This is a genomic window from Rhizobium sp. NZLR1b (assembly GCF_019685155.1).
In the GTDB taxonomy this organism is placed as follows: domain Bacteria; phylum Pseudomonadota; class Alphaproteobacteria; order Rhizobiales; family Rhizobiaceae; genus Rhizobium.
The window spans coordinates 172,742-184,497 of sequence record NZ_JABDWC010000004.1; the positions used below are offsets into that span (position 1 = coordinate 172,742).

An 11,756-nucleotide genomic window follows, 5' to 3' on the forward strand; every position below is an offset into this window, starting at 1 on the left:
CATGACCATCCGCAACGCCGGCCTGCTGGTGGCTTTGATCCTGGCCACCTCGGCTCCCTTTCCGCCTGCGCAAGCGCAGGACAGCAGCAGTCCGCAGGCCGAGGGCGATGCTCATCAAAGGAGCGCCGCCGGAGCCGAATATGCCTCGCAGTGCTTGCAGAACGGATTGCGCTGTACGCTGGTCTATGGCGACGCCTCCGCAAAAGGCGCACCGGCATCGAATACGACGACATCGCCACCGCAACGCAAGCCGTTGTTTGTCCCGCGGGAGTCGGTCGTCAGCGGTCCTCTGGCGGTTGCCGTCGTGCTTGTCGGTCTCATCGCGGTCATCGGCTTGTGGATCCGCTTCGGAAATGGCGGTGTCTTGCTCTCCTCTGCTCCTCGCGAAATGAAGCGGCAGGGGGAGGCGCCGGAAAGCTGGCGCACATCGGCCGCGGAGGCTGAGGAGAAGCCGAGCGATTTCCTGCAGCGCATTGCGGCCATGGCGGATCGACGGCAGGCGCTTGTCCTGCTGCTCAGGCATTGCCTGCTGCACGCGGCGGATATTACCGGAACCCGTCTTTTCCGTGCCGATACGGAACGCGCCGTTTTCGCCCGCCTGCCGAAAAATATGCCCGACCGCGAGCGGCTTGCAAATTTCCTGACTGCGGTGGAACTCGTTCATTACGGCGGTCGAAGCGTTGCGGAAAACCATTTCAGCACCCTTCTCGCCGCGGCGCGCGACCTTCTGTCGATCGGTAGATTGACCCATGCGTAAGTCGGCCCCCGTTTTAATCCTGGTTATGGTGCTTGTGCTGGTAGCGCTGGCACTCTTCTGGCTGCCGCGGGGCAGCGATTTCGACCGCTCGCCGCTCGGCAACAAGGGATTGGAATTGTGGCTGCAGGCCAAGGGAATCCCTGTCATCCGATCCGACCCGCATGTCGCCCGAGCGAGTTCGGAAATCTCGCTGCGCATCGTTCCCCTGTCGATACGCCGAGGCGAGACTGTTGCCCCTCAGGCGGGCGAAGAAACGGATGAGGCGGGTCCGGAAAGCTCAGTCCAGGAATCAAGTCGCTACGCGCTGCCGACGCTGATCATTTTGCCGAAATGGCGTGGCAGCGTGTCGACCGATGGTGTCGCCAGCGCAGCGGGACTGGTTGATCTCGCCGACATCCGCGGCGAACTCGACAGGATCGGTTATTCAGATTTGGGTCTCGATCGCAGCGGGAAGGGACTTGAAGAGGCACATCCGCGCCTCAAGCCGGACCAGCCAATCAGCATTGCCTTGTATCGAGCGCAAACCTTCGATCTGGCGAGCCTGCCGTCCTCGTGCAGGGAGCTTGCGGGCACGCTGACCGGTGCGCTGCTCATCCATTGCGAGAACTATCATCACGCTTATCTTCTGTCGGATCCCGACCTGTTGAACAATCATGGGATGGCCCTGGCCGATAACGCCTCCTTCGCCGCGTCGCTCGTCGCGCTGCTGCGCGGCGCCGGCGAGACGCGGCCGGTCTATCTGGATACGGTCGGCCTGCCTCTGGACAGCGAGAAACCGGTGGACGAGGGCAAGTCCTATGAGCGCTCTGCCTCCGATCTCAAGCGGTTTTTCGCCTATCCGCTGTCGGTCATCTGGGGAACACTGCTCGTCGTCGCAGCGATCTGCTTCTGGCGCGGCGCGTATCGCTTCGGGCCGCCTTTGCGTGAGGCATCTGCAAACATCGAGCTGTCGAAGACCGCTGCGATCGAAGCTACGGCGCGGCTGCTTCGTTTGTCGGGCAATGACGGGCGGATGGCCGGCCAGTTCGTGCTGCATCTGCTGGCCGATAAAGCGCAGCTGCTCTTCGGCTCTGGAGCCGGCAATCAGGCAGGTATTACGCGGCTGTTTCAACGTCTGGCGCGCAGCGACAAGGCAGGGGCGCACGCCTTGCACGCTACAGCCGAGGCGCTGATCGAACGCGGACATGTGATGACGCGGGCGGACCTCCACCGCCATCTCGAGATATTCAGAAAATTGCTAGGGAGCATTGAGCTTGGATCTAGGTGAATTTCGCAATCTTATCGCCACGGTTCGTGGCGAAATCGGCAAAGTGGTGCAGGGGCAGGATGCGATCATCGATCTCGTCCTGATCTCGATCTTTGCCGGCGGCCACTGTCTCGTCGAGGGCCCTCCCGGTACGGCCAAAACCCTGCTTGCGCGCTCGGTTTCCGCCGCTATGGCACTGGTCTATCGTCGCATCCAGTTCACGCCCGACCTGATGCCCGGTGATGTCCTGGGTGTTAATCTCTTCAACTTCCAGACCAATCAGTTCCACCTGACCAAGGGTCCGGTCTTTACCGATATCCTTCTCGCCGACGAGATCAATCGCGCTCCGCCGAAGACGCAATCCGCGCTCCTCCAGGCGATGAACGAGCGGATGGTCACGCTCGACGGAACCGATTATTCCCTGGGACCGGATTTCTTCGTGCTTGCCACCCAGAACCCGATCGAGCAGCAGGGCACCTATCCCCTGCCCGAAGCCCAGCTCGACCGCTTCCTGTTCAAGCTCGTCGTCGAATTTCCCGACCGAGATACGGAAATTGCCATCCTTTCCAAACACGCCAAGCAGGCGCTGCAATCGGATATGCGCAATGCCGGCATCCGCCCGCTCGTCACCAGTGCGACGCTCGCCGAGGGACGGGCGCTGATCGATGCGATCCATCTGGACAGCACGATCCTGACCTATGTCGTCGACCTGGTGCGCGCCACGCGCTCCGATGCCGATATTCTCTACGGCGCATCGACGCGCGCCGCCGACGCTCTGGCCTCGGCCGTGCGTGTGCGTGCGGCATTCGAGGGCCGGGATTACGGCTTGCCGGATGATGTTCAAGCATTGCTGGTGCCGGCGCTTCGCCACCGCATCATTCTCTCGCCTTCGGCGGAAATCGACGGCCGCACACCGGACGAGGTGCTCCGCAACATCATGAACCGCGTGGATGCGCCCCGTTAAATGCGGCCATCCCGGTATCTGATCGCACTTGTTCTGATTTTGGCGGCGGTGACGGTTTTCGTCAGCGTGTGGTGGCGCGATATGGGCTACCTGTTACTCGGCCTTTGGGTCGCGCTTGCGGCGTTGACGGCAGGCGATCTGGTCATGTCGGCCTTGTCGGGCCGGATGACGGTGGAATTCGATCTCCCACCGCAAGGTTTTGTCGGCCACACCGCCACGTTTATGGCCACTATCCGGCCGCGGAAGGGCGCAGTGCCTGACGATACCGAGATCCGGCTCGATTGCGCTCCCCAGCTTGTCGTCGGCGAAAGCAGATTGGCGAGCGCCTTGTCAGTCTCTGGAGAGAAATCTGCCGGGGCCTCTTTGGATCTTCACCTGACACGACGGGGACGATACGCAGTCCATGACCTGTGGCTGAAGTGGCCGTCGCGGCTGAAGCTGCTCGAGATGATCGCGCGCATGCCGGTGGGAAAAGAGATCGCCGTTCTGCCCGACATATCGCCGGTGCTGTCGGGTGCGATAAGGACGCAGATCCTGCCGCTGGAAGCCGGTCAGAAAGATCTGCGGCTGCGTGGCGAAGGATCGGAGTTCCATCAGCTGCGTGAATTTGTAAGCGGCATGGATCCGCGCAGCATCGATTGGAAGCGGTCCGCCCGGATGCGCAATCTAGTGGTGCGCGAGATGCGGGCCGAACGAAACCACCAGATCATCTTGTGCATCGATTCCGGACGGCTCATGGCCGAACAGCTCGGCGGCTTCACCAAGCTCGATCGCGCCATCAACGCGGCATTGGCAATGTGCTGGGCCGGTGGCCTTGCCGGCGATCTCGTGGGTTTCTACAGTTTCGACAGCCGCCCGCGCCTGTTCGTGCCGGCCTTGCCTGGAAGAGCAGCCTTTCCGCGACTGCAGACGATGTGCGCCGAGCTGCGTTATGAAACCCAGGAGAGCAACCATACGCTGGGATTAACGCATCTGTCGGGGCGCCTGAAACGACGTTCGCTGATCGTGATATTCTCCGATTTCGTCGACAGTATCACGGCGGAGCTGATGATCGAGAACATTCAGGTGCTCGCCCGGCATCATTTCATTGTCTACGTCGCCTTGCGCGATCCGATGCTGGCAAAGCTGGTGGAACCCGAGGAGGTGACGCTGGACGCTATCGCCCGCTCCGTCGCAGCGCGCCAGATCCTTCAGGAGAGGCGCACGGTGATGGAAAAGCTGGCGCGTCTCGGCGTACTCTGCCTCGACAGCACACCGGAGGCACTGACCTCGGATCTTATTGCGCGTTACGTCGAAATCAAATCCCGTGAGATGATATGATGGATATCGGTATCGGCGACAGGAGAGATACGGGCGGCAAGGTCAACGTCGGCGCCATCCAGACCGATATGCTTCGCTCGGCGCGCTTCCGGGTGGAGCGCGAAATGCACTGGCGTCAGCTGGACGACCTCGTGACGCGGGCCGAGAAAGGTGGCGCAGCCGCCCTCGGTTATGATGAGGTCCGCAATCTTACCGCCGGCTACAGGCAGGCGATGAACTCGCTGAGCGTGGCCCGCGACATTTCCCTCGATCGTGCGCTGATCGCCTATCTGGAGAGCCTCTGCGCCCGGGCCTATCTGGTGGTCTATGCGCCGCAGGAAAGCCTCGGCGGCCTGTTCACCCGCCTGCTGGTGCAGGGCATTCCGCAGGCGGTGCGCCGATCGGCTTTGCCTCTGTTCATCGGTTTCCTGGCGCTCGTTCTGGGGGCGCTTGCGGGCTATAAGCTCTGCACCAGCGACCCCAGCTGGTTCTATACTTTGGTGCCGCCGGGACTGGCCGACCAGCGCACCCCGGATGCATCGGCCGATTATCTCCGCTCGACGATCTATGGCGGTGAAGGGCATGACAGCGACCGGCTCTCCGCCTTTTCCGCATTTCTCTTTTCCCACAACACCACCATCGTCGTGCTGATTTTCACACTCGGCATTTTCGTGTCGGTGCCGAGCTTCATCCTGACCTTTTACAATGGCCTGATCCTGGGCGCGTTCTTCGCGATGTTTGCGCGCAAGGGCTTGGGATACGACGTCTTCGGCTGGCTCTCGATCCACGGCGTAACCGAGCTTGCGGCGATCGCCATTGCTTGCGCGGGGGGAGCAAGGCTCGGACTTGCCGTTCTTCTGCCGGGGGCACGAACCCGCCGGGAGGCGTTGCGCCACCAGGGACGTGACGCCGTCAAGCTCGCGATTCTTGCGGCGCTGATGCTGATCGTGGCCGCCTTCATCGAAGGTTTCCTTCGCCAGCTGATACAGGATCCGATCTGGCGCCTCACCATCGGCTGGGGGATGGGCCTCTTCTGGGTGGGCTGGCTGCTGTTTGGCGGCCGCGACAGCAAAGTTTCGCGTGAGTCTGTGCGATGAACCAGTCAGTTCAGGACGGCAACCGCGTCGAACAGTTCATCCCGCCGGAGGGTGTTCCGATCAGTTTCGCGATCGGCTCTATCGGCAGCCGCCTCGGCGCGCAAATCCTCGACATCATCTTCACCGGTATCCTCATCGTCATCTGCTCCTTCGTTATCGCCTTCACAGGGATACTGCCTTCGAACGTCGAGATGATGCTGATCATCTTGCTGGGTTTCTTGGTGCGGACCCCCTATTACATTTTATCGGAGCTGATCTGGAACGGACGCACACTCGGGAAAAAGATAACCGGCATCCGCGTCATCAACGCCAACGGACGACGGCTGACGCCCCATCAGGTTACCGCGCGCAACCTGATGAAAGAGGTGGAGATCTTCGCTCCCATGACCCTTTTGGCATCGATTGCCACCAAGTCGGGATTGGAAAACGCTTTAACGTGCGCCTGGCTTCTGGTGGTCGTGATCGTTCCGCTCGCCAACCGGCGCCGGCAACGGCTCGGCGACATCATCGCCGGCACGCTGGTGGTCGACAATCCGCGCTCGGTGCTGCTGTCCGACCTCGCACTGTCTGCGATTGCCGCCGCCGACTCGCAGCCGGCATTCGAATTTTCACCCGAGCATCTCGATATCTACGGCAAATATGAGCTGCAGACGCTGGAAGATGTGCTCCGCGACACGACGAAGAGCCGCAACAGCGTGGAGATCGCTCAGATCGTCCGCACCATTACCCGAAGGATCCAGTATCCCGAGACCGTGAAGCCCGGCCAGGAACGGTTCTTTCTCAACGAATTCTACCGCGCCCAGCGCGAGCATCTGGAGAGCCTGAAGCTTTTCGGAACGCTGCGCGAAAACAAGTACCATGAGCATACGAGGACAGAGGCGAAGAGGCTGGTTTGAAGCGGCTTCGCCATGCAAGGAAAGCCGTTATGTCCTCTGCTGCGGAACATAACCCTCATGAGGCGCAGGAATAGGACGTCGCTGAGCGCGAGGTCAGTTTTGCTTCGAAGTCGGCGGCGATTTCTTCCAGGGTTACGCTGCCCAACCGCCGCAGGAGCAGGGCCTCCGCCTCCTTCATCGCATCTCGGAGGACGGTATTCACCGCCTGTTCCATAAGGCATTTCGGCCGATCATCGGCGGGGCCGATAGCGAAGAGATGTGGCTCGCCGAGCGCGTTGTAGACATTAAGCAGCGTGATTTCCGACAACGGACGCAGCAGCGTCCAGCCGCCGCCGTGGCCCTTTTCGGAGCGGACATAGCCCTGTTCGCGAAGGCCGGCCATGGTGCGGCGGACGACGACGGGATTCGTGTTGAGCATCTTCGCAATCATGTCGGAGGTCGCCGACTGCTCATGCCGGTCCATATGGATCAGCAGGTGCAGTGGAAGCAAAAGGGCAGGACGACTTCACCAACCTGTCGTCGGGACAGGCACTCGCCTGACGCAGCATCTGCCATCGGGCGAGTTGATCAGGGCGCTGTTCGAAGACGCGCAGGCTGTCTTTGGGGCGCGCTCAACGAGTTCGTAAGTTGTGGATTTCGCGGCAGACAGTCCTCCTCCGGTCGACAAATGTGACGCGCGTTGGTGACCTGATGCCATTGTCGAATCACGCCCTCGATAGCGTGTCGGCCGTGCGCGACCTTTGCCGCCTGGAACCCGGTGGCTTGGTTGCGCATTCAATCTCTTAGCTCTGAGGATATCGCCCATGCTGCGGAGAATTACGATCTGGGCAATCATTGCCGGTGTCTCGCTGGTGCCGCATGCCGCCTTTGCAGGTGTTGCCCAGATCTTGCCTGTAACAGGCTCTGACGTCTCACTGTCCTTTTCCTATCAGATCGATTTGTCCCGCTCTGTCTTCGAGCTGCGCGATGAACGGAACCATCTGGTCGCCTGCGCAGGCGCCAAGGAAGGCCCTGCTCAAGGAGAGGTCATTGTTTCTACTCGCGACAGGCTGCGGCCAGGCAATTATACGCTCAGGTGGAGCACACCGACGACTGATGGCGATACCGAAGAGGGCTTCGTTTCCATTGAAGTTGGCCAATGAAATCGCCGTAGAGCTACCATGCTCGTGCCCGAATTTATGGGCGATACGAGAGCTTGAAGGACGACGGTGCCAGCGAAGACCGCTGCGATCCATTCTTCGAGAACTTTGGAGGGCTCTGGCGGCGAGGAACTATCATCGATCAGCCGGTTTTCGGACCTTGTCGTGAAGGAGAACCTCACCTAGTTGAGGATAACGCGCCGATCAATGCCGCTTCCAGAGTTCATGATGATCCTAACGCTGTCCGGCGTCAAAAAATCCTATTCGACCGCCGAAGGCCCGATTGAGATACTGAGGGGCGTCGATCTGGACGTAGCGGCTGCCGAAAGCGTCGCCCTGACGGGAGAGTCCGGCAGTGGCAAAAGTACGCTGCTGCATCTGGCGGGAGGGCTGGACCATGCAGATGGTGGCTCCGTCGTCATGAACGGCCGAGATCTTAAGCAATTCAGTGAAAACGAACGCGCACATTACCGCAGGACCAAGGTCGGACTCATCTTCCAACAGTTCAATCTCATTCCGTCACTGGCTGTCGCGGCCAATATCTCATTCCACGCCAAACTCGCGAACCGGTACGACCGCGCTTGGGAAAAAGAGTTGGTCGATAGATTGGGGCTGGGCGATTACACCGCAAGATACCCCGAGCAGCTTTCTGGAGGGCAACAGCAGCGCGTCGCAATCGGACGAACCTTGGCCGCTCGACCGCCACTCATTCTCGCCGACGAACCAACGGGCAATCTAGATGAGCAGTCCGGGGATGTCGTCCTTGACCTGATGGTCAGTCTGGCGCGGACAGCGGGATCGGCTCTCCTGCTTGTCACTCACTCTGCGAGGCTTGCAGAGCGTCTGGACCGAACAGTGGTCCTTCGCGGCGGGAAGATTGTCGGATGAAGGTTGTCGCGTTCGCAGCGCTTCTTTCTCATTGGCGCCGAAAACCGCTTCAGTTGCTCACCCTGGTAATGGGAATTGCGCTCGCTACGGCTCTTTGGTCTGGTGTCCAGGCAATCAACGCCGAGGCCAGGGCAAGTTACGCACGGGCGTCATCCGTTTTGGAGCAGGGCAGTCTTCGACAGATCGTCGCCAACAACGGTGGCGGTATCACGACCGAAATCTATGGAAACCTGCGTCGAGCGGGTTTGCAGGTTTCGCCGGTCATTGAGGGAATTTACCGTCTTGGAACCACGCGAATAAGGCTGGTTGGCATCGAACCTCTGACGATGCCAAGGGACACTCCGGGTGCGGCGATCGTCAGCGGCTCGGATCTCTCGGGCTTCTTTTCAGCCGGCGGACAGCTTCTGGTATCGAGCGCGACCGCCGAACGGCTGCGCGGGGGCCCGGACATGCCTGTCAAAGTCGACGACAATGTCCCCGATGGCGCCGCCTTCGTCGATATATCCGTCGCCGACAGGTTGCTCGAAAAGTACGGGAGGATTGACCGCCTGGTGGTCGCTGCCAATCAAGAGCTCAAAGCCCAAGCTCTCGACCGGATTGCACCCGGACTGACGATTCGCGAACCGGCTGACCAGCCAGACGTTGCCCGCATTACCGATAGTTTCCATCTCAACCTGACTGCTTTCGGCTTTCTCTCATTCGTCGTTGGGCTTTTCATCGTTTATTCGGCCACAGGCCTGACCTTCGAGCAGCGTCGTGGCACCTTCCGAACGCTGCGGTCCCTTGGTATCTCTCTTCGGGCGCTGTCCCTCATGCTTGTGGCCGAACTCTCGGTGCTCGCGCTGGTATCGGGTTTGATCGGCGTCATCCTTGGATACATGATCGCTTCGCTGCTAATGCCGGGTGTGGCTGCCACGCTCCGGGGCTTGTATGGTGCCAATGTATCGGGTTCGCTTTCCATTCGGCCGGAGTGGTGGTTGGCGGGACTGGCGATTGCCCTTGGCGGAACCGCTGTCTCGTCAGCGCAGAGCCTTTGGCGGGTTTGGAAGCTGCCGATCTTGGCTGCCGCTCAACCGCGGGCGTGGGCAAGAGAGTCGGCCAGATCACTGGCTTATCAGGCCGGAGCTGGCGGAGTTTTGCTTGTCCTGGCCGTCGTCGTTGCGATCACGGCATCCGGCCTCGTGGCGGGCTTTGCGGTGCTGGGCTGCCTGCTGCTCGGAACAGCTCTTATGTTACCTGGACTTCTTGCCCTCATCCTGACCGCATCTCATCGATTGGCAGGAAGCGCCCTGGTAGAATGGTTCTGGGCAGACACCCGCATGCAACTCCCTGGCTTGTCGCTGGCTTTGATTGCTCTGCTGCTCGCATTGTCGGCGAACATCGGCGTCGGCACGATGGTTGCCAGTTTCCGGTTGACGTTTATCGGGTGGCTGGATCAACGCCTGGCCGCAGAACTTTACGTGACTGCCAAGGATGAGGATCAAGCTGCCCGGCTACGGGCGTGGCTTCCGCAGCGCGCGACAGCAGTCCTTCCAATCTGGAGCGTCGACGGTGAAGTCTTCGGTGAGCAGATCCAGATTTTCGGCGTTGCGGATGATCCCACCTATCGTGAGCATTGGCCCTTGATTGCTTCAGACAAGGAGGTCTGGGAAAAGGTCGCCGCGGGGCAGGGCGCTCTGATCAATGAGCAGATGTGGCGTCGCGGCGAAGCTAAGATCGGCCAGCCATTGGTGATGCCTGGTGGCTGGAGCGCGACTGTCGTCGGCGTGTATTCGGACTATGGCAATCCAAATGGTCAAGTGATCGTGGGGATCAATGGCCTGGTCGATCACTATCCCGATGTACCCAAACTTCGTTACGGCGTCCGAGTGCCTCCCGAGCGAGCCTCGGATCTTAAGCGTCAGCTGGTAGAAGATTTCGGTCTGCCGGATACCGCGATCGTTGACCAGGCCTCCCTCAAGCGACAATCGAGAGCCATCTTCGACCAGACATTCAAGGTGACGGGTGCGCTGAACGTCCTCACGCTAGCTGTGGCAGGATTTGCCATGTTCTCAAGTCTTTTGACGCTGTCAGGTATTCGGCTTCCTCAGCTCGCGCCGTTATGGGCAATGGGCGTGCGGCGACGAAACTTGGCGCTCTATGAAGTGGCGCGAACACTTGCGCTCTGGCTTGCAACATTTCTGGCGGCGATCCCGGTTGGTCTCGCCCTGGCCTGGGTGCTGCTGGCGATTGTGAACGTCGAGGCCTTTGGATGGCGGTTGCCAATGATGGTGTTTCCAATGGACTGGCTTCGGCTGGGAGCAATCGCCCTCCTGGCATCATTGCTGTCGGTGTTGGTTCCCGTTCGGCGTCTGGCCTCGGTCAATCCGGTCGATCTGTTGAGGATCTTTGCCAATGAACGTTAGAATGCAGGCAGTTGTCCTGATGGCTGTTGTTATGAGCTGCGCAAGCGCACATGCCTTCGCACAGGGCTTTGCCGGGCTGGGGTCAGATGCGCAGGGATTTGCGATCCCGAAACATGGCGGCACTCTCTCGTTTCCCGCCGATCACGGCGCTCATCCTGATTACCGGATTGAATGGTGGTATGTGACTGCCAACCTCACAGGCGAGGATAAAAAGCAGTACGGCGCGCAATGGACGCTCTTCCGATCCGCACTGGCCCCGGGAAACAAAGAAGGCTTCGCGGATCCGCAGGTCTGGATCGGACATGCGGCTATCACCACTCAAACCCACCAGTATGTCGCGGAGCGCTTTGGCCGGGGAGGAGTTGGACAAGCGGGCGTTGAGTCAATGCCGTTTCGGGCGTGGATCGACGACTGGCAGACGACAGCTGCTGATGGAGCAGGCTCGCTTGCTCTTGGCAACCTTTCGCTCTCCGCAAACGGCCCGGATTTCAGCTATGGCTTGCACCTCAAGGCTGACGGCCCGCTGGTGCTGCAGGGCGACAACGGCTTTTCCGTGAAGTCGGCTGACGGGCAGGCGAGTTATTACTACTCGCAGCCTTTCTATGAGGTCTCAGGCGCTATTTCGATCTCCGGGGCGCCGGTTGATGTCACGGGTGAGGCTTGGCTGGATCGAGAGTGGTCGTCGCAGCCGCTTGCGTCCAATCAGACAGGCTGGGACTGGTTCTCACTGCATATGGAATCCGGCGATAAGCTGATGGCTTTTCGCCTGCGTGACAACATGGACGGGTTCATCTCCGCAAACTGGATATCCGCGGATGGGCAAACCACACCTCTGTCGCAAGACGACGTTCAGTTGGAGCCAACACGAGAGGCAACGGTCAATGGGCACCAGATGCCGGTAGAGTGGCGTATCCGCGTGCCGGGTAAGTCACTCGATATCACGACCAAACCGTTGAACGACCAGTCCTGGATGGCGACTTCGACGCCTTATTGGGAAGGGCCGGTAAACTTCACGGGCACCACGTCAGGTGTCGGATATCTCGAAATGACCGGGTATTAAGCACT

General features: G+C 60.2%; 11 protein-coding genes. 10 read left to right on the plus strand and 1 reads right to left on the minus strand.

What is annotated here, in order from left to right:
• The first annotated feature begins 1 nt into the window (after position 1).
• From HJB84_RS07480 to HJB84_RS07505, 6 genes are read left to right on the plus strand one after another with little or no spacing between them, the layout of a single operon-like run.
• Positions 2 to 757, plus strand: coding sequence for a hypothetical protein (locus HJB84_RS07480; RefSeq protein ID WP_207585464.1), 756 nt, complete (start codon positions 2 to 4; stop codon positions 755 to 757).
• A complete protein-coding gene (locus HJB84_RS07485; protein WP_221115618.1) occupies positions 750 to 2,024 on the plus strand; it encodes a hypothetical protein in 1,275 nt (424 codons plus the stop codon). Before HJB84_RS07480 ends, HJB84_RS07485 begins: the two co-directional genes overlap by 8 nt.
• Complete coding sequence (locus HJB84_RS07490; RefSeq protein ID WP_207585466.1) at positions 2,011 to 2,967, plus strand: MoxR family ATPase; 957 nt, start codon at positions 2,011 to 2,013, stop codon at positions 2,965 to 2,967. The genes HJB84_RS07485 and HJB84_RS07490 overlap by 14 nt, the downstream gene beginning before the upstream one ends.
• Positions 2,968 to 4,287 (plus strand): DUF58 domain-containing protein, encoded by a 1,320-nt coding sequence (locus HJB84_RS07495; RefSeq protein ID WP_221115619.1) that lies wholly within the window; start codon positions 2,968 to 2,970, stop codon positions 4,285 to 4,287.
• Positions 4,287 to 5,363 (plus strand): stage II sporulation protein M, encoded by a 1,077-nt coding sequence (locus tag HJB84_RS07500; protein WP_207585468.1) that lies wholly within the window; start codon positions 4,287 to 4,289, stop codon positions 5,361 to 5,363. Before HJB84_RS07495 ends, HJB84_RS07500 begins: the two co-directional genes overlap by 1 nt.
• Positions 5,360 to 6,259, plus strand: coding sequence for an RDD family protein (locus HJB84_RS07505; protein WP_221115620.1), 900 nt, complete (start codon positions 5,360 to 5,362; stop codon positions 6,257 to 6,259). Before HJB84_RS07500 ends, HJB84_RS07505 begins: the two co-directional genes overlap by 4 nt.
• Positions 6,260 to 6,314: 55 nt before the next feature.
• On the opposite strand, the gene HJB84_RS07510 is transcribed toward HJB84_RS07505, so the two are convergent.
• The gene (locus HJB84_RS07510; RefSeq protein WP_259669607.1) at positions 6,315 to 6,749 is read right to left on the minus strand and encodes an Rrf2 family transcriptional regulator; all 435 of its coding nucleotides are present in this window, start codon (positions 6,747 to 6,749) and stop codon (positions 6,315 to 6,317) included.
• Positions 6,750 to 7,062: 313 nt separating this feature from the next.
• Between HJB84_RS07510 and HJB84_RS07515 the strand changes: the two genes are divergently transcribed.
• From HJB84_RS07515 to HJB84_RS07530, 4 genes are all read left to right on the plus strand, one after another.
• Positions 7,063 to 7,401, plus strand: a complete 339-nt coding sequence (locus HJB84_RS07515) for a copper resistance protein CopC (protein WP_221115621.1) — start codon at positions 7,063 to 7,065, stop codon at positions 7,399 to 7,401.
• Between the two features lie 225 nt (positions 7,402 to 7,626).
• Positions 7,627 to 8,286, plus strand: coding sequence for an ABC transporter ATP-binding protein (locus tag HJB84_RS07520; protein ID WP_207585621.1), 660 nt, complete (start codon positions 7,627 to 7,629; stop codon positions 8,284 to 8,286).
• The gene (locus tag HJB84_RS07525) at positions 8,283 to 10,691 is read left to right on the plus strand and encodes an ABC transporter permease (protein WP_221115622.1); all 2,409 of its coding nucleotides are present in this window, start codon (positions 8,283 to 8,285) and stop codon (positions 10,689 to 10,691) included. The genes HJB84_RS07520 and HJB84_RS07525 overlap by 4 nt, the downstream gene beginning before the upstream one ends.
• Positions 10,681 to 11,751, plus strand: a complete 1,071-nt coding sequence (locus HJB84_RS07530) for a lipocalin-like domain-containing protein (protein WP_207585473.1) — start codon at positions 10,681 to 10,683, stop codon at positions 11,749 to 11,751. The genes HJB84_RS07525 and HJB84_RS07530 overlap by 11 nt, the downstream gene beginning before the upstream one ends.
• Positions 11,752 to 11,756: the final 5 nt, after the last annotated feature.

Excerpts from the sequence above, each read along its gene's own strand:
- HJB84_RS07530 (WP_207585473.1), top strand. The coding sequence starts at position 10,681 with ATGAACGTTAGAATGCAGGCAGTTGTCCTGATGGCTGTTGTTATGAGC.
- HJB84_RS07480 (WP_207585464.1), top strand. The coding sequence starts at position 2 with ATGACCATCCGCAACGCCGGCCTGCTGGTGGCTTTGATCCTGGCCACC.
- HJB84_RS07515 (WP_221115621.1), top strand. The coding sequence starts at position 7,063 with ATGCTGCGGAGAATTACGATCTGGGCAATCATTGCCGGTGTCTCGCTG.
- HJB84_RS07505 (WP_221115620.1), top strand. The coding sequence starts at position 5,360 with ATGAACCAGTCAGTTCAGGACGGCAACCGCGTCGAACAGTTCATCCCG.
- HJB84_RS07525 (WP_221115622.1), top strand. The coding sequence starts at position 8,283 with ATGAAGGTTGTCGCGTTCGCAGCGCTTCTTTCTCATTGGCGCCGAAAA.
- HJB84_RS07495 (WP_221115619.1), top strand. The coding sequence starts at position 2,968 with ATGCGGCCATCCCGGTATCTGATCGCACTTGTTCTGATTTTGGCGGCG.
- HJB84_RS07500 (WP_207585468.1), top strand. The coding sequence starts at position 4,287 with ATGGATATCGGTATCGGCGACAGGAGAGATACGGGCGGCAAGGTCAAC.
- HJB84_RS07520 (WP_207585621.1), top strand. The coding sequence starts at position 7,627 with ATGATCCTAACGCTGTCCGGCGTCAAAAAATCCTATTCGACCGCCGAA.
- HJB84_RS07485 (WP_221115618.1), top strand. The coding sequence starts at position 750 with ATGCGTAAGTCGGCCCCCGTTTTAATCCTGGTTATGGTGCTTGTGCTG.